The organism is Mycolicibacterium hodleri (genome assembly GCF_025822245.1).
GTDB classification, from domain to species: domain Bacteria; phylum Actinomycetota; class Actinomycetes; order Mycobacteriales; family Mycobacteriaceae; genus Mycobacterium; species Mycobacterium hodleri.
Genome location: NZ_JACKTL010000059.1, coordinates 74,146 through 95,871 on the forward strand (window position 1 = coordinate 74,146; position 21,726 = coordinate 95,871).

Annotated in this window: 22 protein-coding genes and 1 pseudogene; 19 read left to right on the top strand and 4 right to left on the bottom strand. The window is 66.7% G+C overall.

The window, feature by feature from the left end:
• Nucleotides 1–17: 17 nt before the first annotated feature.
• Together H7J06_RS25035 and H7J06_RS25040 are read right to left on the bottom strand one after the other, a co-directional pair.
• On the bottom strand, nt 18–1,199 hold the full coding sequence (locus H7J06_RS25035; RefSeq protein ID WP_264042095.1) for an acyl-CoA dehydrogenase family protein: 1,182 nt from the start codon (nt 1,197–1,199) through the stop codon (nt 18–20).
• Between the two features lie 99 nt (nt 1,200–1,298).
• Complete coding sequence (locus tag H7J06_RS25040; RefSeq protein WP_264042096.1) at nt 1,299–2,339, bottom strand: ferredoxin--NADP reductase; 1,041 nt, start codon at nt 2,337–2,339, stop codon at nt 1,299–1,301.
• A gap of 158 nt (nt 2,340–2,497) precedes the next feature.
• Between H7J06_RS25040 and H7J06_RS25045 the strand changes: the two genes are divergently transcribed.
• The 5 genes from H7J06_RS25045 to H7J06_RS25065 all read left to right on the top strand — a co-directional run bounded on the left by H7J06_RS25045 (nt 2,498) and on the right by H7J06_RS25065 (nt 7,321).
• Complete coding sequence (locus tag H7J06_RS25045; RefSeq protein ID WP_264042097.1) at nt 2,498–4,144, top strand: flavin-containing monooxygenase; 1,647 nt, start codon at nt 2,498–2,500, stop codon at nt 4,142–4,144.
• Nucleotides 4,145–4,172: 28 nt separating this feature from the next.
• Nucleotides 4,173–4,967 carry an SDR family NAD(P)-dependent oxidoreductase gene (locus tag H7J06_RS25050; RefSeq protein ID WP_264042098.1) on the top strand — a complete coding sequence of 265 codons (795 nt, stop codon included), beginning with the start codon at nt 4,173–4,175 and terminating at the stop codon, nt 4,965–4,967.
• A gap of 1 nt (nt 4,968) precedes the next feature.
• On the top strand, nt 4,969–5,826 hold the full coding sequence (locus H7J06_RS25055; RefSeq protein ID WP_264042099.1) for an LLM class F420-dependent oxidoreductase: 858 nt from the start codon (nt 4,969–4,971) through the stop codon (nt 5,824–5,826).
• A gap of 9 nt (nt 5,827–5,835) precedes the next feature.
• Nucleotides 5,836–6,387 carry a nuclear transport factor 2 family protein gene (locus H7J06_RS25060; RefSeq protein ID WP_264042100.1) on the top strand — a complete coding sequence of 184 codons (552 nt, stop codon included), beginning with the start codon at nt 5,836–5,838 and terminating at the stop codon, nt 6,385–6,387.
• Nucleotides 6,388–6,466: 79 nt separating this feature from the next.
• Nucleotides 6,467–7,321 (top strand): SDR family oxidoreductase, encoded by an 855-nt coding sequence (locus tag H7J06_RS25065; protein WP_264042101.1) that lies wholly within the window; start codon nt 6,467–6,469, stop codon nt 7,319–7,321.
• Here H7J06_RS25065 and H7J06_RS25070 read toward each other — a convergent pair.
• Nucleotides 7,318–8,196 (bottom strand): alpha/beta fold hydrolase, encoded by an 879-nt coding sequence (locus H7J06_RS25070; protein WP_264042102.1) that lies wholly within the window; start codon nt 8,194–8,196, stop codon nt 7,318–7,320. The two genes, H7J06_RS25065 and H7J06_RS25070, sit on opposite strands and share 4 nt — an antisense overlap.
• Nucleotides 8,197–8,424: 228 nt before the next feature.
• On the opposite strand from H7J06_RS25070, the gene H7J06_RS25075 reads away from it, so the two are divergent.
• Genes H7J06_RS25075 through H7J06_RS25110 form a run of 8 tightly spaced genes read left to right on the top strand, consistent with a single transcriptional unit; the run spans nt 8,425 to nt 17,601 of the window.
• Nucleotides 8,425–9,195, top strand: coding sequence for an MlaE family ABC transporter permease (locus H7J06_RS25075; RefSeq protein WP_264042104.1), 771 nt, complete (start codon nt 8,425–8,427; stop codon nt 9,193–9,195).
• Nucleotides 9,192–10,049 carry an MlaE family ABC transporter permease gene (locus H7J06_RS25080; RefSeq protein WP_264042105.1) on the top strand — a complete coding sequence of 286 codons (858 nt, stop codon included), beginning with the start codon at nt 9,192–9,194 and terminating at the stop codon, nt 10,047–10,049. Before H7J06_RS25075 ends, H7J06_RS25080 begins: the two co-directional genes overlap by 4 nt.
• Nucleotides 10,050–10,058: 9 nt before the next feature.
• Nucleotides 10,059–11,246: an MCE family protein gene (locus H7J06_RS25085; RefSeq protein ID WP_264042106.1), complete on the top strand. Its 1,188-nt coding sequence runs from the start codon at nt 10,059–10,061 to the stop codon at nt 11,244–11,246.
• Nucleotides 11,243–12,274 (top strand): MCE family protein, encoded by a 1,032-nt coding sequence (locus H7J06_RS25090; RefSeq protein ID WP_264042107.1) that lies wholly within the window; start codon nt 11,243–11,245, stop codon nt 12,272–12,274. The genes H7J06_RS25085 and H7J06_RS25090 overlap by 4 nt, the downstream gene beginning before the upstream one ends.
• The gene (locus tag H7J06_RS25095) at nt 12,274–13,356 is read left to right on the top strand and encodes an MCE family protein (RefSeq protein ID WP_264042108.1); all 1,083 of its coding nucleotides are present in this window, start codon (nt 12,274–12,276) and stop codon (nt 13,354–13,356) included. The genes H7J06_RS25090 and H7J06_RS25095 overlap by 1 nt, the downstream gene beginning before the upstream one ends.
• Nucleotides 13,353–14,804, top strand: coding sequence for an MCE family protein (locus H7J06_RS25100; protein ID WP_264042109.1), 1,452 nt, complete (start codon nt 13,353–13,355; stop codon nt 14,802–14,804). Before H7J06_RS25095 ends, H7J06_RS25100 begins: the two co-directional genes overlap by 4 nt.
• Nucleotides 14,801–16,075 (top strand): MCE family protein, encoded by a 1,275-nt coding sequence (locus tag H7J06_RS25105; RefSeq protein WP_372515407.1) that lies wholly within the window; start codon nt 14,801–14,803, stop codon nt 16,073–16,075. The genes H7J06_RS25100 and H7J06_RS25105 overlap by 4 nt, the downstream gene beginning before the upstream one ends.
• Nucleotides 16,075–17,601, top strand: coding sequence for an MCE family protein (locus tag H7J06_RS25110; protein ID WP_264042111.1), 1,527 nt, complete (start codon nt 16,075–16,077; stop codon nt 17,599–17,601). The genes H7J06_RS25105 and H7J06_RS25110 overlap by 1 nt, the downstream gene beginning before the upstream one ends.
• Nucleotides 17,602–17,618: 17 nt before the next feature.
• Here H7J06_RS25110 and H7J06_RS25115 read toward each other — a convergent pair whose 3' ends face one another.
• Nucleotides 17,619–18,128, bottom strand: coding sequence for an Rv2253/PknI dimerization domain-containing protein (locus tag H7J06_RS25115; protein ID WP_264042112.1), 510 nt, complete (start codon nt 18,126–18,128; stop codon nt 17,619–17,621).
• 125 nt (nt 18,129–18,253) lie between these two features.
• Here H7J06_RS25115 and H7J06_RS25120 point away from each other — a divergent pair, with 125 nt between their 5' ends.
• The 6 genes and pseudogenes from H7J06_RS25120 to H7J06_RS25145 form a co-directional block, all read left to right on the top strand.
• Nucleotides 18,254–18,622: a hypothetical protein gene (locus H7J06_RS25120; protein WP_264042120.1), complete on the top strand. Its 369-nt coding sequence runs from the start codon at nt 18,254–18,256 to the stop codon at nt 18,620–18,622.
• The gene (locus tag H7J06_RS25125) at nt 18,619–19,056 is read left to right on the top strand and encodes an Rv2576c family protein (protein ID WP_264042113.1); all 438 of its coding nucleotides are present in this window, start codon (nt 18,619–18,621) and stop codon (nt 19,054–19,056) included. Before H7J06_RS25120 ends, H7J06_RS25125 begins: the two co-directional genes overlap by 4 nt.
• Before the next feature lie 139 nt (nt 19,057–19,195).
• On the top strand, nt 19,196–19,927 hold the full coding sequence (locus H7J06_RS25130; RefSeq protein ID WP_264042114.1) for an Rv1363c family protein: 732 nt from the start codon (nt 19,196–19,198) through the stop codon (nt 19,925–19,927).
• Nucleotides 19,924–20,568, top strand: coding sequence for a twin-arginine translocation pathway signal (locus H7J06_RS25135; protein WP_264042115.1), 645 nt, complete (start codon nt 19,924–19,926; stop codon nt 20,566–20,568). The genes H7J06_RS25130 and H7J06_RS25135 overlap by 4 nt, the downstream gene beginning before the upstream one ends.
• Nucleotides 20,569–20,668: 100 nt before the next feature.
• On the top strand, nt 20,669–21,532 hold the full coding sequence (locus H7J06_RS25140) for an enoyl-CoA hydratase (RefSeq protein ID WP_264042116.1): 864 nt from the start codon (nt 20,669–20,671) through the stop codon (nt 21,530–21,532).
• A gap of 2 nt (nt 21,533–21,534) precedes the next feature.
• A pseudogene (locus tag H7J06_RS25145) lies at nt 21,535–21,726 on the top strand (2-keto-4-pentenoate hydratase); the annotation flags it as partial.

Sequence of the window (21,726 nt, forward strand, 5' to 3'; positions counted from 1 at the left end):
GGTGGTGACGCGAGGCGTCAGATCATGGCCCGCAGCGGACCCTGGGGGTCGACGCCGAAGGAACTGAGTGCCGCGGCGTGGTACACGGTGCCTGGAACGTGGATGGCATGCGCCTGGCCGGTGTGGACGTCACGCCAATACCGTTGCAGGGGCTTGTCCATCCGCATGGCGTTGCCGCCGGAGCGCGCGAAGATCTCGTCCACGGCGGACACCGCACGGTGGACGGCGCGCACCTGCGTGCGCCGGCCCGCGGCGCGGTCCTCGAACGACACCTCCTTGCCCGCGTCGACCATGTCGTAGATGCGGTCGGCGTTGGCGAGCAGTTCCTGACGGGCGGCGTTGATGTCGGCGGCGGCTTCACCGATCGCGTACATCACGTAGGGATCGTCCTTGATGGCCACTCCACTGGAGTTGACGCGTTCGCGCTGATAGTCCAGATGGGCGGCGAGCGCACCCTCGGCAATGCCGATCACCGCCGAGGAGATGCCGAGCGGGAACATCGTCGACCACGGCATGAGGTACAGCGTCTCGGTCATCCCGGCCTCGCGCTGGGCCGTGCCGTCCATGACCTTCATCGCGTCCATCGTCCGGTAGGCCGGGACGAACGCATCCTTGACGATGACGTCCTTCGACCCGGTTCCGCGCAGCCCCACCACGTTCCACGAGTCCGGCACGATCTCGTAGTCCTCGCGGGGCAGGATCATGTGCAGCATTTGCGGCGGCATCAACGGCTTTCCGTCCGCGTCACCGATCATCGCGCCGAGGATGATCCAGTCGCAGGCGTCGGTGCCGGAGCTGAACTGCCAACGACCGGTGAAGACGTATCCGCCGTCCACCGGCTTGGCGACGCCCTGCGGGGCGTAGGGGGAGGCGACCCAGGTGTCGACGTCACCAGCCCAAACCTCCTCGGCGACGCGAGGATCCGCGTAGGCGAGTTGATAGGGGTGGACGCCGACCACGCCGTTGACCCAGCCGGCGGCCGGGTCCAGCGCCGCCGTCGCCATCACGGTCTCGGCGAATTCTCGCGGATGTACTTCGAGACCGCCGTGCTTCTTGGGCTGCAGGAGGCGGATTGATCCGGCCGCCTTCATCTGCTTGACCGTCGTCTCTGGTAGTTGGCCCAGCGCCTCCGCCTCCCAGGCCTGCTGGCGCAGCTGGTCCGCAACTTCGGCGATCCGATCCAGCACCCGTTCGCTCATGTCAATGCCCCTTGCTCCGGTGGTTGTCCTCGATGGTCATCGACATCCGGCTCGGTCTGCGACGTGCATCCCGGTCAGCGGACTGAGAAAGTCGCGACGTCAGAATTCGACACGGACGCAGTCGGACACCGGGCGCGCCTGGCATCCCAGGACGATCCCGTCCGCCAGGTCCTCGGGTTGCAGGATGTCGGCGCGCTCCATGGCCACTTCGCCGTCGGTGACGGTGCAGGCGCACGAACCGCATTGGCCCTCGCGACACGAGTAGGGGACGTCGACGCCGGCCGCCAACAGCACCTCGACCAGGGTGGACTGCCGGGGCCAACGCAGGTGGTGCACGTGGCCGTCGAGATCCACCTCCAGCTCCGACGCGCCGTCGCCGTCGCCGTCGGCGGCGACGGGCAGGCGGACGGCGAAGGGGTCACCGGACAGCGACGCGAACACTTCGACGTGGATCCGGGCGCGGGGGACGTCCACCTCGCCGAGCGCACTCTGCACGGTGGCCATGAATGGCGCTGGGCCGCAAAGATAGTGGTCCCGGTCCCGCAGGCGCGCCGCATGTCCGGCGAGCTGGGCGTGCGAGGGTAGGCCCTGCACCGACTCCAACCAGTGCAGCACCGTCAGTCGGTCGGGATGGCGGTCCCCCAGATCGCGTAGCTCGCCGGAGAAGATCACCGACCGCTCATCGCGATTGGCGTACACCAGCGCGATGCGTCCGGTCCCGACCGCCAGGAGCGACTTCAGGATCGACAGCACCGGGGTGATGCCGCTGCCGGCCGCCCACAGTGCCACGTCGCCGTGCATGTCGTCGGGGGTGAAGGTGCCCGCGGGCGGCAACACTTCGAGTACGTCGCCAGCGGAGACGTTGTCGCACAACCAGTTCGACCCATAGCCATCCTTCGTCCGCTTCACCGTGACCTTGGGTGCGGCATCGTAGTGTGGCGAACTGGCCAGCGAGTAGCAGCGGGCGACCGAGCCCGTCTCATCACTCGGCACGCGCAGGGTGAGGAACTGACCGGGCCGGTGAACCCACCGGTCCCGGGCGTACTCGGGGATGGCGAGTACCAATGATCGCGCGTCGGCGGTCTCGTCGACGACCTCGGTGACGGTCACCATGACACTGCGACTAGTGGCCTCGGCCATCGATCCTCACGGGTGTGGGTGTGGGTGTGAAGGTCAAGTGTCGCCACCCGCACCGCAGTCGCAACCGGTGCGCCCGATGGTCGGGACGGGCATCACCAACGGCCCGGTCATCGGGAACACCGGCCGCAGGGCCTTGGTGATTGCCTATCTTCGGGCGGGTGAGCGACAGCGCAGAGCGACAGCCCGAACCGGTGGACGTCGTGGTGGTCGGCGCGGGGTTCGCCGGCCTGTATGCGCTGCACCGGCTACGCACCCGGGGACTGACCACCCGCGTCTTCGAAGCCGCCCCCGAGGTCGGCGGCACCTGGTACTTCAACCGGTACCCGGGTGCGCGCTGCGACGTAGAGAGCGTCGACTACTGCTTCTCGTTCTCCGACGAACTGCAGCAGAAGTGGACGTGGTCGGAGAGATACGCCACCCAGGCCGAGATCCTCCGCTACATCAACTGGGTCGCAGACACCCTCGACCTGCGTTCCGGCATCGACTTCAACGCCAGGGTCGTCGCGGCCACCCTGGACGAGGACGACACCACGTGGACGGTGCGCGTCGACACCGGCGAGGTGGTGCGGGCCCGATTCGTCATCATGGCCACCGGCCCACTCTCGGCGGCCCTGACGCCCGACTTTCCGGGCCTGGACACCTTCGAGGGCCAGATCCACCACACCGCCCACTGGCCCCACGACGGGGTGGACTTCACCGGTCAACGGGTAGCGGTGATTGGCACCGGATCCTCTGGCATCCAATCCATTCCGATCATCGCCGACCAAGCCGACGAGCTGATCGTATTTCAGCGCACGCCCAACTACAGCGTCCCGGCGGGCAACCGGGAGTTGACGCCGCAGGACGTCGCCGAGGTGAAGGCCAACTACGCGGAGCGACGTCGGCTGTCGTGGCGCAGCGGCGGCGGGTCGCCGCACGTGGCCCACCCCAAGTTGACGATGGACACCAGCCCCGAGGAACGGCGCGACGCCTTCGAGACTCGCTGGCAGCTCGGCGGTGTGCTGTTCTCCAAGACGTTCGCCGACCAGATGACCGACCGCACCGCCAACGAGCAGGCCCGCATCTTCTACGAGGAGAAGATCCGCGCCGTGATCGACGACCCGGATGTCGCCGATCTGCTGATCCCCACCGACCACCCCATCGGCACGAAGCGAATCTGCACCGACACCAACTACTTTCAGACGTTCAACCGACCCCACGTGAAGCTGGTCAGCGTCCGCAAGACACCCATCGAGTCGATCGACGGCACGGGAATCAAGACCACCGAGGCGCACTACGACCTCGACGCGATCGTGCTCGCCACGGGATTCGATGCCATGACCGGAACACTGGCCAAGATCGACGTCGTCGGCCGCGGGGGACAGAGGCTACGCGACGACTGGGCCGACGGACCGCGGACCTACCTCGGCCTGGGCGTGGACGGGTTCCCCAATCTCTTCCTGGTGTCGGGGCCCGGCGCACCGGCGGTGCTGGCCAACATGGTGTTGCACGCCGAAGCCCACGTGAACTGGATCGCCGACGCAATCGGTTATCTCGACGAGCACGGTTACGCCGGCATGGAGGCCGAACCGGACGCGGTGGACGACTGGATCGTCGAATGCAACAGACGCGCGGACGCTACGCTGTTTCCGCAGGCCAATTCCTGGTACATGGGAGCCAACGTGCCCGGTAAACCACGGGTCTTCATGCTGTTCATCGGCGGGTTCGCGGCCTACCTCGACATCTGTCACGAAGTGGCCGCCGCTGGATACAAGGGTTTCCGCCTCCTCAAGGCTCCTCAGGGTCCCGAGGGCAGCGACGAGTGATGAACCGGGCGACGAGGAGTACGAGGACATGACCGACACGAGCAAGTACGGGCCATGGGCGGTCATCGCCGGCGGCTCGGAAGGCGTGGGTTCCGAGTTCGCACGGATGCTGGCCGAAGACGGTTTCAACCTGGTCCTCATCGCCCGTAAGCCGGGCCCCTTGGCCACGACGGCCCAGACGTGCCGTGATCTCGGGGTCGACGTGCGGCAGGTGGCAGTCGATCTGCTCGACCCGACGTCGACTTCGCAGATCGCCGATGCCACCGCTGACGTAGAGGTGGGCCTCCTGATCTACAACGCCGGCGCCAGCACCTGCAACGAGCCGTTCCTGGAGGCAGATCTGGCCGATTTCCAGAAGGTCCTGGACCTGAACGTGACACGGATGATGAGCCTTGTCCACATGTTCGGTCGACCGATGGCTGCGCGCCGCCGCGGTGGCATCGTGATCGTCGGGTCGCTGTCGGGATACATGGGCGCCGACCGCCATTCGGTGTACAGCGGTGCCAAGGCATTCTCTCGGATGTTCGCCGAGAGCCTGTGGCTGGAATTGCGTGAGCACGACGTCGACGTCCTCGAACTCGTGCTGGGGGTGACCCGCACTCCGGCGATGGAACGCATCGGCCTGAACTTCGACGCTCCCGGGATGCTGGTCAACACCGCGACCGAGGTAGCTCGCGAGGGTCTCGACCACATCGCCGACGGGCCGGTGCGCGTTGCCGGCGGAAACGCCAAGAGTGCGGTGGCCAACAGTGCCCCCGACCGCGCCCGTGTCGTGCTGGAAACCCACGAGGCCATCCGCGAGCTCGTGAATCTCCGCAAGTAGCATGCGGATCGGCCTGTCCAGTCCGGTAGTGGTCCAGGTTCCCGGCATCGCCTCGGAGTGGGAACGCTTCGCATCGATCGAGGATCTGGCATCGATCGCGGACGTCGCAGATCGCCTGGGGTACGAATTCCTGACCTGTTCCGAGCACGTGGCGATCCCAAGCGCAGACGCCGAGACCCGCGGCGCGGTGTACTGGGATCCGCTGCCCACCCTGGGATTCCTGGCGGCCCGCACCGTGAAGATCAAGCTGGCCACCTCGGTGCTCGTGCTGGGCTACCACCATCCTCTGGAGATCGCCAAGCGGTACGGCACGTTGGATCGGGTGAGTTCCGGAAGGCTGGTGCTCGGAGTCGGAATCGGATCACTGGCAGCGGAATTCGAACTCTTGGGCGCCCGGTTCGACAAACGCGGAGCCCGCGCCGATGACGCACTGCGTGCCCTTCGTGCGGCGCTGTCGACGGAGTCGCCAGCCTACGAAGGACCGTTCCATTCCTTTTCCGGGATGACCGTGCTGCCGCACGCCGTCCAGCCGCGGGTACCCATCTGGGTGGGCGGCCGGTCGGTGCAGTCGCTGCGGCGAGCAGCCCGGTTCGCCGATGGCTGGATGCCGTTCGGACTCGACGCATCGCAGATCGCACGGCTTCTCCACGACGTCGAAACCCCGGCCGGGTTGGAGGTAGTTCTCGGCACCGGCCGTCCGCTGGACCCGGAGAAGGATGACGGCGGTACCCGCCGATGCCTGCACGACGTGAGCGCAGCCGGGGCGACGGTGGTCACCTGCACCGTCGCCGCGCGCTCCGCCGAGCACTACTGCGCCCAACTGAGTCTCCTGAAGGACATCGCCAACTCCATCGAGTGAAGGAAGCCCATGGCCATCGATCTGGTCGCGCTCGAGGCGCGGCTGCAGAAACTCGAAGATGAAGGCGCGATCAGCGCACTGATTGCCTCGTACGGACCGTTCGTCGATTCGGCCGACGCCGATGGCGCGGCGGCATTGTGGGATACCGACGGAAGGTACGACGTCGAGGGCTGGCGCATGAACAGCAGTTCAGACGTTCGCGCCATGGTCGGCTCGCCGTCACACCGTGAATTGGTGGCGGGCGGCTGCTGTCACTTCCTCGGGCCGACCGTCGTCAGCGTCTCCGGCGATTCTGCCGTGGCAGTGTGCGAATCCCTCGTCCTGCTGCGCACCGACCAGGCCGACCCGGATCGAGTCGACCGCGAGGCGTGGCGCAGCGCACCTACCGAATACGTCGTCTGGCGCGCCACGGCCAATCACTTCGAGCTGCACCGCCGGGACGGGACGTGGCTGATCACCGCCCGCACCAGCAGGTTGCTCGACGGCGGACCCGACGCGCACGGTCTGTTGACCGAGGGCGTCGGTGGCCGCCGCTTGGACTCGGAGGTCGAGCCACGATGAATGGCACGGGGTCTCGACGGCCGCAGGGCTCGAGGCACGCACGATCATCCGCTGGCATGGACTAGGGAAAGAGGTTCGCGTGGGTACCTACGCCGTGACCGGATCGGCATCGGGAATGGGCCGGGCGGCAGCCGAGCGGCTGCGGGCCGACGGGCACACCGTCATCGGGGTCGACCTGCGTGACGCGGACGTCGTCGCCGACCTCTCCACGGCGGTTGGTCGGGCCCGGGCGTCGGCCGCCGTGTTGGAGGCCGCGATGCACCGTCTCGACGGTGCCGTGCTCGCCGCCGGCATCGGCCCCACCCCGGACCCCGGCCGGCCACGGCTCATCCTCGAGACGAATTACTTCGGCGTGGTCGAACTGGCATCGGCCTGGCGAGCCGCGCTGGCCGCCGCCGGTAACGCGAAAGTGGTCGTCGTGAGCAGCAATTCGGCGACGACCGTGCCCATGGTGCCGCGTCGCGCCGTGCGTGCCCTGCTATCCGATGACGTGGACGCGGCACTGCGAGCGGTCCGGTTCTTTCGACGCGCGGCGCCGGCCATGGCGTATGCGGCATCGAAGATCGCGGTCAGCCGGTGGGTGCGGCGCCAGGCAGTGACACCGCAGTGGGCCGGGCGGGGCATCCGGCTCAACGCGTTGGCCCCTGGGGCGATCATGACGCGGCTGTTGGAGGAGCAGCTGGCCACCCCTCGGGAGGCCAAGGCCATCCGGACGTTTCCGGTGCCCATCGGCGGTTTCGGCGATCCTGCGGCGCTGGCCAAGTGGATCGTCTTCATGCTGTCGGATGCTGCTGAGTTCCTCTGCGGCAGCGTCATATTCGTCGACGGGGGGTCTGATGCCTACTTCCGCTCCGACCACTGGCCCACTGCGCCGTCACTGGCCGAGACCCCTCGATACCTGCGGCGATTCCGCAGGTTCCGCGCCAGCGACTAGCCGCGCTGGAGGAAGCCCAGAACCGTGCTCTCGAAGGCCTCCTTGGCCTCGATCATCGCCCAGTGTCCGCAGTTGGGGAACACGTGCAGCTCGGCATTGGGGATGGTGCGCATCGGGATCAGGGACATGTCCAGTGGGCTGACCCGGTCGTCGCGCCCCCACGTCAGCAAGGTCGGGGCGGCCACCTTGTGCATTTGCGCCCACGGCATCGGCACGTCGGCAGAGCGCATCATCTCCATCATCGCGGCGAACGCGGCCTTGCCGTACATGCGCCGGGCGGCGGCCAGAGTCTCGGGATCGGTCGCCAACTGCCAGCGCTCCTCGATGAGCTGGTCGGTCACCAACGACTGGTCGAAGACCATGGAGTTGAGCCAGTCGACGAGCCGCTGGCGGGTCGGATCCTCGGTGAATTCCTGCAGCAGTCGGATGCCCTCACTCGGGCCGGGGCTGAAGACGTTGGTGCCGATGCCCCCGATGGTGACCAGTCGCCCGATCCGCTCGGGGTGGTGGATGGCGGTGTTGACGCCGACGCCGCCACCCATCGAATTCCCGACGACGTCCACGCGCTCGAGTTCCAGCGCATCGAGGAACGGCGCGACCACGCCCTGGGCCGTGACCATGGGATGGCCGCCGAAGTCGTCGCTGACGCCGAAGCCGGGAAACTCCAGGATCAGGCACCGGAAGCTTTGGGCGAAGGTGGGAAGGACTCCACGAAAGTTGCGCCAACCCGTGACCCCTGGCCCCGAGCCGTGCAGGAAGAGCAGCGCCGGCCCGTCACCGACGTCGTAGTAGCGCAACACCCCTGCGGGCGTGGAGATTTCGTGCAGACCGTCGCGATCGCCGTCCGTCGTCGTCTGCGTTGAAGGCTGGGTCATGGGTCCCTCCGAGGTTCGAGCCGTGGTGCATGCCAGCCTGTCACGAGGTCCGATCGGCGGGCTCCGCCGTCCCAGTGGCCGGGTCGCCGTCACACTCGCCGGACCACCGCCTCAGACGCGTCTCCCATCAAGCGGGACGGCCGCTGTGTCGCGGGTCACGGTGCTGCGATGGTTGCCCGTCGAGACACGGACGCCCGAAGAGCGTGCGCCGGTCGGAAGGGAGCAGCGATGGGCCGGATGAGCATCAACGCTCCGATGCAGGCGGTCGGCGGACTGTTCTCGATGTCGGTGGACGCGGTGAAGTTCATGTTCGTACGGCCGTTCCAATGGCGCGAACTGCTCGACCAATCCTGGTTCGTCGCCCGGGTATCGCTGGCTCCCACCCTGCTGGTGGCCATTCCCTTCACGGTCCTGGTGAGCTTCACCCTCAACATCCTGCTTCGCGAACTCGGCGCGGCCGACCTCTCCGGCGCCGGGGCAGCGTTTGGAGCCGTCACCCAGGTCGGCCCGCTGGTGACCGTGCTCATCGTCGCCGGCGCCGGTGCCACCGCGATGTGCGCCGACCTGGGGTCGCGGACGATCCGCGAGGAGATCGACGCCATGGAGGTGCTCGGCATCAATCCCGTCCAGCGCCTCGTCACCCCGCGGATGCTGGCCTCCGGTCTGGTGGCCCTCCTGCTCAACAGCCTGGTGTGCATCATCGGCATCATGGGCGGCTACTTCTTCTCCGTCCTGGTCCAGGACGTCAATCCCGGCGCCTTCGCAGCGGGTATCACACTGCTGACGGGCGTACCCGAAGTGATCATCTCGTGCGTGAAGGCCACCCTGTTCGGTCTGATCGCCGGCTTGGTGGCGTGCTACCGCGGGCTGACGATCACCGGGGGAGGCGCCAAGGCCGTCGGCAATGCCGTCAACGAGACCGTCGTCTTCGCCTTCATGGCCCTCTTCGTGGTCAACGTCGTCGTGACGGCCATCGGCATCCAGATGACGTCGAAATGAGCGCCGCCACGACTCTGCGGGCGACCTACCCACGACTGGTACGCAGCGTCGGCCGGCCGGTGTCGGCGCTCGGCGCGCTTGGTGACCACATCCTCTTCTACGGCAGGTCGCTGGCCGCCACCCCGTTCGCCGCCACCCGCTACCGCCGCGAGATCATCCGCCTCATCGCCGAGATCAGCATGGGTGCAGGAACATTGGCGATGATTGGCGGCACCGTCGTCATCGTCGGGTTCCTCACACTCGCCACCGGCGGGGTGCTGGCCGTTCAGGGGTACAGCTCGCTCGGCAACATCGGGATCGAGGCGCTCACCGGTTTCCTGGCGGCGTTCATCAACGTGCGCATCTCCGCGCCGATCGTCGCGGGCATCGGGCTGGCGGCCACGTTCGGGGCCGGCGTCACCGCGCAGTTGGGTGCCATGCGCATCAACGAGGAGATCGACGCGCTCGAGGCGATGGGCATCCGTCCGATCGAGTACTTGGTGAGCACCCGCATCGTGGCCGGGATGATCGCCATCACCCCGCTGTACTCGATCGCCGTCATCCTCTCGTTCCTCGCCAGCCAGTTCACCACCGTCGTGCTGCTCGGCCAGTCCGCCGGCCTCTACGCTCACTACTTCGAGACGTTCCTCAACCCGATCGACCTGCTGTGGTCATTCCTTCAGGCCGTGCTGATGGCGCTGGCCATCCTGTTCATCCACACCTACTACGGATACTTCGCGACCGGCGGCCCGTCCGGCGTCGGCGTCGCGGTGGGAACCGCCGTGCGTACGTCGTTGATCGTGGTGGTCTCGGTGACCCTGCTCATTTCGCTGGCGGTCTACGGCGCCAACGGCAACTTCAATCTGTCGGGCTGAGAGGCCACCGTGTCGCGTGACTACCTACGTCCCCTCGTGGGGCTGGCCACGATCGTGGTCATCGCCGCGATCATCGCCGGCGCCGTCGTGCTATTTCGCGGCGGTGTGACGAAAACCGTTCCGGTGACTGTTCTTTCGCCGCGGGCCGGTCTGGTGATGGGCCCAGATGCCAAGGTCAAGCTGCACGGGGCACAGGTCGGGAAGGTGGTGTCCGTCGAATCGCTTCCCGACGGCCAGTCCGCGATCCACCTCGCCATGGATCCCGACCAGCTCTCGATCATTCCGGCCAACGCACTCGTCGACGTCGCCTCGACCACGGTGTTCGGCTCCAAGTTCGTCCAGTTGGTGCCGCCTCCAGATCCGTCGCCGCAATCGATGTACGCCGGGCAGGTGCTCGCCGCCAAGAACGTCACGGTGGAGATCAACACGGTGTTCCAGCAGTTGGTGTCGGTGCTCTCGCAGATCCAACCCGAGAAGCTCAACGAGACCCTGGGTGCGTTCGGGCAGGCGCTCGGCGGTCGCGGTGAGAAGCTCGGGCAGACGCTCAGCGATCTCGATGCGCTGCTGGTCAAGCTCGACCCCAGCCTGCCCAACACGAGTCACGACATCGCGGTGGCGCCCTCGGTGATCAATGCCTACGCCGACGCCGCCCCCGACCTCGTCGCCACCGTCGACCACACGACCCGCGTCAGCGACACGCTCGTCGATCGCCAAGCCGATCTCGATGCCCTGCTGGTCAGCGCAATTGGGTTGGCCGACATGGGCAACGACGTGCTGTCGACCAACGGCCAGCCCCTGGCCGAGGTTCTGCACCTGCTGCTGCCCACCACCGCGTTGACCAACCAGTACAACCCCGCCATCACCTGCGCCCTCGGCGGTCTCGAACCGCTGGCGACCGGTCCACCTCAGCCGCTACCGGGCATCATGCTGCTCGATTCGTTCCTCCTGGGCACCGAGCGCTACCGCTACCCCGGCAACTTGCCGAAGGTGGCGGGCAAGGGTGGACCGCAGTGCATGGACCTTCCCAACGTGGGCTTCGGTAAGCGGCCGCCGTTCGTCGTCGCCGACATCGACGCCAACCCCGGGCAATACGGAAACCAAGGAATTCTGTTGAACTCCGATGCGCTCAAGCAAGCACTGTTCGGGCCTCTCGACGGTCCGCCGCGCAACACCGCACAGGTTGGACAGCCGGGATGACCGCATCTCGAGGAACGGCAATCAAGTTCGGCGTCTTCGGCCTCGTCATGGTGGTGCTGACGGCCGCGCTCTTCGTCATCCTGGGGCAGTACCGCACCGGCTCGACGAACACCTACACCGCGGTGTTCGCCGATGCGTCCAGCCTCAAGTCCGGTGATTCGGTGCGGGTGGCCGGCATCCGCGTCGGCACGGTGAACAAGGTTGCGCTGCAGGGTGACAACGACGTCCTGGTGGACTTCGACGCCGACCGCACCGTCGCATTGACGACGGGGACCAAGGTGGCCGTGCGCTACCTCGACCTGGTCGGCAATCGCTACCTCGACCTGCTGGACGGCCCAGGGTCGACCAGGATCCTGCCGCCGAACTCGCAGATCCCGCTCGATCGGACCGCGCCCGCCCTGGATCTGGACCTGCTTCTGGGTGGGCTGAAACCGGTCATCCAAGGTCTCAACCCGCAAAACGTCAATGCGCTCACCAACTCGTTGATCCAGATCCTGCAGGGGCAGAGCGGCAACGTTGAGTCGTTGATGGCCCAGACCTCGTCGTTCACCAAGGAGCTGGCTGACAACGGGCAGACGGTCCAGCAACTGATCGACAACCTGCGGCAGGTGACGGCCGTCGTCGCCAAGGACGGCGACCAGTTCTCGGGCGCGGTCGACAAGCTCGAACAGCTCATCACCGGCCTGTCCCGTGACCGCGACCCCATCGGCGACGCCATCACCGCGCTCGACTCCGGAACGGCCTCCATCGCCGACCTACTGACCCAGGCCCGGCCTCCGCTGTCGGGCACCGTCGACCAACTCACCCGGGTTGCGCCACTGCTGTCCAACGACGACGACAAGGCGCGCATGGACCTTGCCTTGCAGAAGGCGCCCGAGAACTACCGCAAGCTGGTGCGGCTCGGTTCCTACGGCAGCTTCATCAACCAGTACCTCTGCGGATTGAACGTGCGGGTGACCGACCTGCAGGGCCGCACCGCGTACTTCCCCTGGATCATGCAAAACACCGGCCGATGCGGGGAGCCCTGATGCTGAAGTACAAGGGATCCAAGCTCGTTCGCTCCGGTTTCATCGGTGTCGTACTGATCGTCCTGGTGATCGCGGTGGGTCTGCAACCACAGACGCTGACGTCCTGGGCGACGTCGGTGCACTACCGCGCACTCTTCACCGAGGCCGGCGGCCTCACGGCGGGCAACGACGTCAAGGTCTCCGGAGTGACGATGGGCCGGGTGACGAGCGTCGAGCTCAGCCGCGGCAAGGCATTGGTCGGGTTCACCCTCGACGGCACCGTGCGCCTCGGCACGGAGACCACCGCGCACATCAGGACGGCCACCGTTCTCGGAGCGCGGATGCTGACCCTGGAACCGGCGGGGGCGGACACCATGCACGCGGCGGACACCATTCCCGTCACCCGCACCTCGTCGCCGTACTCGTTGACCAATGCCGTCAGCGACTTCACCACCAACACCGCGGGGACCGACACGGCGTCTCTCACCCAATCCCTCGACACATTGTCGGACACGATCGACCGGGTGGCGCCCCAGCTCGGGCCGACGTTCGACGGCCTGACCCGTCTGTCGCAAACGCTCAACGGCCGCAACGAATCCCTCGGCGCTCTGCTGAAGAGTGCCGCCGACGTCACGGGGATCCTGTCGCAGCGCAGCGCGCAGGTGAACACCCTGCTGCTCAACGCGAACGATCTGCTCGGTGTGCTCGACGAACGCCGCTACGCCATCGTCAACTTGCTGGCCAACACGTCGGCATTGTCTCAGCAGCTGTCCGGTCTGGTGGCGGACAACGAAGCGGAGTTGGCCCCGACGCTGGAGAAGCTGAACTCGGTGACGGCCATGCTCGAGAAGAACCGCGACAACATTGCCAAGGCGCTCAAGGGCTTGGCGAAATATCAGGTGACACAGGGTGAATCGGTGAGCAACGGGTTCTACTACAACGCCTTCGTCGGCAATCTCATCCCCTCGCAGACCCTGCAACCCTTTCTCGACTACGCCTTCGGATTCCGCCGCGGTGTCAACGCCGGGCAGCCGCCAGACAATGCGGGCCCGCGCGCGGAGTTCCCCTGGCCCCACAACGGCATTCCAGGAGGCAGTCGATGATCGCCGCGACCACGGCGTGCAACAGGCGGACATTGGCCATCGTGCTGGCGGCCCTGCTGGTCGCCGGCACCGCAGTGGTGCTGCACGACGCCCTGTTCCGACCTACCACGATCACCGCCTACTTCACGTCGGCAACGTCGATCTATCCGGGTGACGAGGTGAGGGTCGCGGGGGTCAAGGTCGGCACCATCGAATCGATCGAACCGCAAGGCGCCCAAGCCAAACTGACTCTTGCCGTGGATCACGGAGTGCCGATCCCGGCCGACGCCAAGGCCGTCATCATGGCGCAGAACCTCGTCGCAGCCCGCTACGTGCAGTTGGCACCGGCCTACGAGGACAGCGGGCCGACCATGGCCGACGGTGCACGCATCGGTGTCGAACGCACCGCGGTGCCCGTCGAGTGGGATCAGGTCAAGGACCAGTTGATGCGACTGGCCACCGATCTGGGTCCGGTCAAGGACGCCTCGGGTACCTCTCTGAACAGATTCATCGACAGTGCCGCCAACGCCATGAACGGCAACGGAGACAAACTCAGGGAGGCGATCGCCCAACTCTCCGGTGTCGGCCGCATCCTCGCCGACGGCAGTGGCAACGTCGTCGAGATCATCAAGAGCCTGCAGACCTTCGTCGGTGCGTTGCGCGACAGCAACACTCAGATCGTTCAGTTCCAGGACCGGCTGGCCAGTGTCACCAGCGTGGTCGACGGCAGCCGGAATGATCTCGACGCGGCTCTGACGAACCTGAGCGCGGCCGTCGTCGACGTGAAGAGATTCATCGCCGGAAGTCGGGACCAGACCTCCGAGCAGCTCCAGCGTCTCAACAACGTGACTCAAAACCTCGTCGACAACCGGACGGCGCTCGAGAACGTTCTCCACGTCGCCCCGAACGCGATTGCCAACGGCTACAACATCTACAACCCGGACAGCGGGACCGCTGTCGGCGCCTTCGCGCTGTCGAACTTCTCCAACCCCGTCGCGGTGGTGTGCTCGGCCATCGCGGCGGTGAAGAACGTCACCGCGTCGGAGACCTCGAAGCTGTGCGCTCAGTACCTCGGCCCGGCGCTGCGTCTCATCAACTTCAACTATCTGCCCTTCCCGTTCAACGCCTATCTGCGCAAGTCACCGAGTCCGGAGAATCTCGCCTATACCGACCCCAATCTCGCACCCGGCGGTGCGGGCGGCAGCCCAGACCTGCCGGGCATTCCGCCTGCCGTGTCGGCCTACACCGGAGCGGGCGACGTGCCACCCCCGCCGGGATGGGGCGCGCCTCCCGGCCCGCCAGGGGCCTACGCGCCCAACGGTTTACCCGCCGATCCGTCGCCCGGGCTGTTCCGGGGAGCACCGATCCCACCCGGGGTACCCGCCGCGCCACCCGCCCAGACACCCACGAACCTGCAGGACATCCTGCTTCCCGCCGAGGCCCCACCGGCCCCGGAAGGCACACCGTGATCAGGGGGCGCTCACTCATCGGCGTCGTGGCCTCGACGACCTGCATCGTGCTCGCCGCCAGTGGGTGTTCGTTCAACGGCCTCAACTCGCTGCCGCTGCCCGGCACCGTCGGACGCGGCGAGGGTGCGACGACTTACCACGTCGAACTGAGCAACGTCGGCACGTTGGAACCGAACTCACCCGTCCTCATCAGTGACGTCGTCGTGGGCAGCGTCAGCAAGATGACGGTCCGGAATTGGCACGCCGACGTGGAGATCTCGGTCGAGCCCGGCGTCGTCGTCCCGAGCAACGCGGTTGCCTCCGTCGGACAGACCAGCCTGCTGGGGTCGATGCACCTGGCTCTGAATCCTCCAGTGGGACAACTGCCAGCCGGCAAGATGGCGCCCGCCGCCACGATCGGACTGGACCGGTCGATGACGTATCCCTCGACCGAACAGACGCTTTCGTCGCTCTCGGTCATCGTCAACGGCGGCGGACTCGGCAAGATCGGTGACATCGTCACCGAGTTCAACGCCGCGCTCAACGGCCGCGAGGATCGGATACGCGACCTGTTGACCCGGCTGAACGACTTCCTCGGGGTATTCGACAGGCAGCGGGACGACGTCGTCGCCTCCATCTCGGCGCTCAACAGACTCGCCGGCACCATGGCCGGCCAGAGTGACGTGATCACCCAGGCGTTGAAGCGGATTCCGCCGGCGCTCGACGTGCTGAACAGGGAACGGCCGCGAATCACCACCGCCCTGGAGAAGTTCCGGGTCTTCAGCAACACGGCAACCGGGGTTGTCAACGCGACGCAGGCCGACCTGGTGCAGAATCTCCGAAACCTGGAACCCACCGTGAAGGCACTGGCCGACGTGGGACCGAGCCTGGGCACCGACCTCGCCTACGTGCCGACCTACCCGTACCCGCAGAACTTCATCGACCGGGCCATCAGGGGTGACTACCTCAACGAGTTCATCACCTTCGACTTCACGATCCCGCGACTCAAGAGGGGACTGTTCCTCGGCACCAGGTTCGGCCAGGAGGGCGCGCCCCTGGTGCCGGCACCGGGGGATCCGTTCTACGCCAACTACACCAAGGACCCGCTGAACGCTCCGGTCACGGCACCGCCACCTGCGGTCGCCGAAATGCCTCCGCTGGTCGACCCGCCGCAGCCGGTCACCCAGCAGTCCGCCGCCCCGGTCGACGCCCCGCCGCCCACGTCAACCGCCGACCCTCAACCCGTGGTTCCAGCTCCCGAACCCACGCCCTCCGTGGAAGGCGGCAACTAGTGCTGACGCGCTTCGTTCGAATTCAGTTGGCACTGTTTGCAACCGTGTCGGTGATCGGCCTGGCCGTGATGATCGGCGTATACCTGCAGGCGCCCACCCTGCTCGGGATCGGGCGAATGACGGTCACGCTGAAGCTGCCTGCGACCGGAGGCCTCTACCGGTTCTCCAACGTCACCTATCGGGGCGTCCAGATCGGCAAGGTCACCGAGGTGGCAGCGACGCGTGAGGGTGCTACGGCGACACTGTCGTTGAACACCTCACCCCGAATCCCCGTCGACCTTCATGCCGCGGTGCTCAGCGTCTCGGCGGTGGGCGAACAATACGTCGATCTGCAACCGGTCGCCGACTCCTCGCCGTTCCTCGAAGACGGCGCGACCATCCCGGTGGATCGCACCTCGATCCCGCAGGCCGTGGGACCCATGTTGGATCAGGTCAGCGCGCTCGTCGGCAGCATCCCGACCGAGAAGATCAGCCCGCTGCTGGACGAGACGTTCCGGGCCTTCAACGGGGCCGGATACGACTTCGGATCGCTGCTGGACTCGTCGTCGCGCGTGATCGGTGACGTCAACGGCGTGGCTGATCAGACGCGGTCGTTGATCGACGACAGCGGACCGCTGCTCGACGGTCAGGCACAGTCGATCGACGCGATCGGGACGTGGGCACGCAGTCTGCGGGGGATCACCGAGCAGCTCGAAGCCAACGATCCGCAGGTGCGAAACGTGTTGCAGCAGGGGCCCGGTGCCGCCGACGAGGCGTCCCGATTGTTGGATCAGGTCAAGCCGACACTGCCGCTGCTGCTGGCCAACCTCCGGACGCTCGGCCAGGTCGGGGTGACGTATCATCCGTCCCTCGAGCAGCTGCTGGTGTTGTTGCCGCCCACCGTCGCCTCGACGCAGGCCTACGGTGCTCCGAAGAACAACCCCACGGGCATGTCCCTGGGCGACTTCACCCTCAACATCGGTGATCCGCCGGCCTGCACGGTGGGGTTCCTGCCGCCCAACATGTGGCGCTCACCGGAGGACACCACCGAGATCGACACCCCCGACGGGCTGTATTGCAAGCTTCCCCAGGACTCACCAATCGGGGTGCGCGGTGCGCGCAACTACCCGTGTATGGGCAAGCCGGGAAAGCGGGCGCCCACCGTGGAGATCTGCGACAGCGACAAGCCCTATGAGCCGCTTGCGATGCATCAGCACGCGCTCGGCCCGTATCCGATCGACCCCAATCTGATCGCCCAGGGCATTCCGCCCGACGACCGCGCCGGTCGCGACTCCAACACCTTCGGTCCGTTGCAGGGGACTCCCATGCCGCCCGCGACGCCGACTCCCGTGCCGTCGGACCCTGCCGAACCGTCGGTTGCACCAAGCGCTTTCGATGGTGGTGGTCCCGTCCGGCCGTCGGTCGCGTTCGCCACGTACGACCCTCAGACAGGTCAGTACGCGGCGTCCGACGGAAAGGTGTACCGGCAGTCCGATCTGGTGCCGCACGCGGCACCGAGGTCGTGGAAGGACCTGCTTCCAGGCTGAAACCGTTTGGGGAAGAACTAATTGGCCTTGACCAGCTTGAACGGCATGCTGATGAAGACCACCTTGCTGCTGCCGCACGACCCGCTGATCCCGGTGGTCTGGTCATCGCCCATCAGCGTCGACGAGCCCGGCTCAGCGGTGCTGCCGTCGGGCGCTGAGGCAAAGAATCGGTACACCTGTAGCCCCGAGGCCGAGCTGCCGTCGGGACACGGTTGCCAGCCGTCGATGGTGCGCTTGAGGTACCAGACCGAACTCTTCTGATAGATCGGCGCCGTCCAGCCCCAGTCGCTGGTGACCGTGCCCGTGCACTCGCCGGGGTAGCTGCAGGTCGAGGTGATGGTCCACGTGCTCCGGGTACTCGTCTGGTCCCGGAAGACGTCGTTGACCTTGGCCCATTCTCCGTTGGACGTGGCCACGTAGGTGCCGTTGAGGCCCCAGTCCGCGGGGCTCGCGCTCGCTGGCAGGTCGGCTGCCACCACCGCCCCTGCGCTCAGGCAGATCGCCGCCAGAACACTCGAAACCCGCATCGCTTCTCCTCAGCTGTCGCACTCACTGTCCGACGTTTGCTCGGAGTTGGGCCGCCACACTCCCACCTGGTGGGCATTCTGGAACCGTCGGGTCGACGACGTGTCACAGTGACGCCGTGCGTTCGATGTCGGTGCTGCTATCCGGGTTGCTGCTTGCGGGCATGCTCTCGCCGGGGACGGCATCCGCGGCACCAGAGGAGTGCAACGAACCGTCGTGCGTGCCGGGTATCACCGGGGGCGTCGTGCTCGGCGCGGGGTGTCCCGACACCGCCTACTACGTCTTCGGCACCACCTCGTGGGGTCGATTGGTGTTCTGCGGATCGCCGCGGCGCTATGGCCCGCGGTATTTCCGCTCGCCACCAATGGCGGGGGTGAAGGACGAGAATGCCGACTGCGCAGGCTATTTGAACGGTGTCGCACAGGCTCCCGACGGCCTGTTCCTCAGTTGCGCCGCCGTCGACGGCGCGATTCGATGGGTGCGTGGCGACGCATGAGCGCGACCGACGTGCTCTCCGGTCGCGTTCGCCGTGCGATCACGATTCTGGGGCCGGCGGCCCTGGTGCTGGTGGTCGTGGCGCCGACGGCACGCGGCGATGAACTGCCGTCGCACCGGGTGACATACACCGTGACGGCCGATCAGCCCGTGCAGGTCGACGTCTACTACCGCGACGTCGACCCGCCGACGTGGGCCGACTACAGCCACAACCCCTATGAATTCAGCCCCAAGGACGAGGCTTCGGTCGGGCCGGGCCAGTCGTGGGTTCGCGAAGTGTCGCTGGTGAACCCCGATCAGTGGGCGATGGTGGCGGCCACCATTGGTTCGTCGCCGGCGGGGGTCACCGTTCGGTGCGAGCTGGCGGTCGACGGAACCCTGGTGGCGACGGCCGACGGTGCACACGGCGCGTTGTGTTCCGTGCGGCATTGGTGACCCGTCGACGCCGACGTGGTCGGATGCGACCACTGAACGGGAGCATCTCGGCTTTCCGGTGGCATCCCGGTTTAGCGTCGCGTAACACGGGCTGCCCGCCGATGGACCTCCCCAGGGTGTGCCACCCGTAGGAGAGAGGATGTCGGTGATGCACGCCGTCGAGCACCCCAGCGCGACCCTCGAGGGCGACCGTCTCGACGAGATGCCGGACGAGGGAATCGACGCCCAGGATCTCGCGGATCGAGCCGATGCCGAGGCGACGGCGGCCGAAGAGGTTGCCGCGGCAGCGAGGGCGCGTGCCCGCGAGCTGCGCGGGTCTGCCGCCACGGATCAGGAAGCGCAATCCGAACCCGACGGCGCGGTCACGAGCACGCGTCGGTGGCGCCGACCACGGCTCGCGACGGTGCTAGCCAGCATTGCCGTGGTTGCGACGTGCGCGTTGGTGGCGGCGAGCGGATACCTGCTCTGGCACCACCAACGGGTGGGCGAGGAGCAGCAGCGACGAGCGGAGTTCGCCGCTGCCGCACGGCAGGCCGTGGTGACCCTGATGTCGATCGACGGCTCGAAGGCGCAGGAGGACGTCCAACGGATCATCGACAGTTCCACCGGGCAGTTCCGGGACGACTTCCAGAACAGCGCAAAGGAATTCGTCGATGTCGCCAAGGAATCGAAGTCGGTGACGACGGCGTCGGTCAAGGCCAGTGCCGTCGAATCCATGTCGGAGGATTCGGCGGTGGTGCTAGTCACCGCGGCCACGACCATCAACAACACCGCCGGCGCCAACCAACAGCCGCGAACGTGGCGGCTGAGTGTGGACGTCGTCCGTGACGGTGGACAGATCAAGATGTCGAAGGTGGATTTCGTTCCATGAGCGTGCTCGAGAGCAAGACCGACCTGCCCGACGTCGACGAGCTGGACGACGACACTCCCGATGGGGACGCCGTCGAGGCCGAATCGGCCGCGGAGGAGTCCACCCAGGAGGGCTCGGACGAGGAGTCCTCCGAACGGCGACGACACCGGGCCGGAGGGCTTCTCGCGCACTGGCGCGCGTTGGCGATCTGCTTGGCGCTGGTGGCGTCCGCCGCGACGGCGTCCTGGCTGTACTTCGGGCAATACCGGACCGACCAGCTCACCGCGGCGGCCACCAGCGACGTCGTCGACGCGGCGACCAAGGGCAGCGTGGCGCTCCTGTCCTATGCACCCGACACGGTGGATGCCGATCTCGCGGCGGCACAATCGAATCTGACCGGCGAATTCCTGACCTACTACGGCGAATTCGCCAAACAGATCGTCGCTCCGGCCACCAAGCAGCGCGACGTTCGGACCACCGCGACAGTCGTGCGTGCGGCCCCCGCCGAGGTGAATCCGAACGACGCCAAGGTCCTGGTCTTCCTCAACCAGGTCACCGTCAGTCGTGACAGTCCCGATCCCGTGCAGGCGGCCAGCAGTGTCCTCGTGGGTCTCGTGAAGGTCGACGGACGATGGCTCATCTCGTCGTTCGATCCCATCTAGCCTCGGCCTCGTCGTCGTGTGAGCTAGCCGACGTCCGGTCAGCGGACGAACCAGCGCACCGCGCACCGCGCCCGAGTCAACATGATCCGACACGCGAATCATGTTGGACGAGAGGGCTTCAGTGCACGGCGACGACGATGTGGTGACCTACTCCGTCACCGACGGACTGGCAATGATCACCATGAACCGGCCGCAATACCGCAATGCGCAGAACTCGGCGATGACCTACGCACTGGACGCGGCGTTCACCCGAGCCGTCGACGACGCCGACGTCCACGTCATCGTATTGCGCGGAAACGGAGATCATTTCAGTGCGGGCCACGACATCGGCACACCGGAACGCGATCATCACGTGCGCTACGACAACCGGGCCGTGCTGTGGTGGGATCACGTGGACAGGTCGGGGGGAGACCAGCGTTTCGCACGGGAGGCGGAGGTCTATCTGGGCATGTGTCGCCGCTGGCGCGAGATCCCCAAGCCGGTGATCGCCATGGTCCAGGGTGCCTGTGTCGCAGGCGGCTTGATGTTGGCCTGGGTGTGCGACCTGATCGTCGCCTCCGACGACGCGTTCTTCTCAGATCCCGTGCTGCGGATGGGAATACCGGGGGTGGAGTACTTCGCGCACCCGTGGGTGCTGGGAACGCGATTCGCCAAGGAGATCCTGTACACCGGTGACCGGTTCACGGCCCAACGCGCCCACGAAGTGGGCATGGTGAGCCACGTGGTGCCGCGCGAGCGACTCGCGGCGGAGACGGTGGCGTTGGCCTCGCGCGTCGCGGCCATGCCGATGTTCGGTCTCGCGCTCGCCAAGAAGGCTGTCAACCAGTGCGAAGACCAGATGGGATTGCGTAACGGAATGGACGCAGCGTTCGGCCTGCACCACTTCGCGCACGCCCACAACGCCGAGTCGAGTGTCGATTCACTCGGTGGGGTCGGCCTCGAGGCAATGAGGGGCAAGGCGTGACGCTGGCTCCGACGATCCGTGCCGAGTTGGCCGCGGAGTTGGCCGAGGCTGAGCGGGGCAGGGTGCCGATGACGCCGTTGACTGATCGGTACGCCGAGATCGACGTGGTCGACGCTTATGAGATTCAGCTGTTGAACATTCGTCAGCGGGTGGCCGAGGGTGCGCGGGTGGTCGGGCACAAGGTGGGTTTGTCG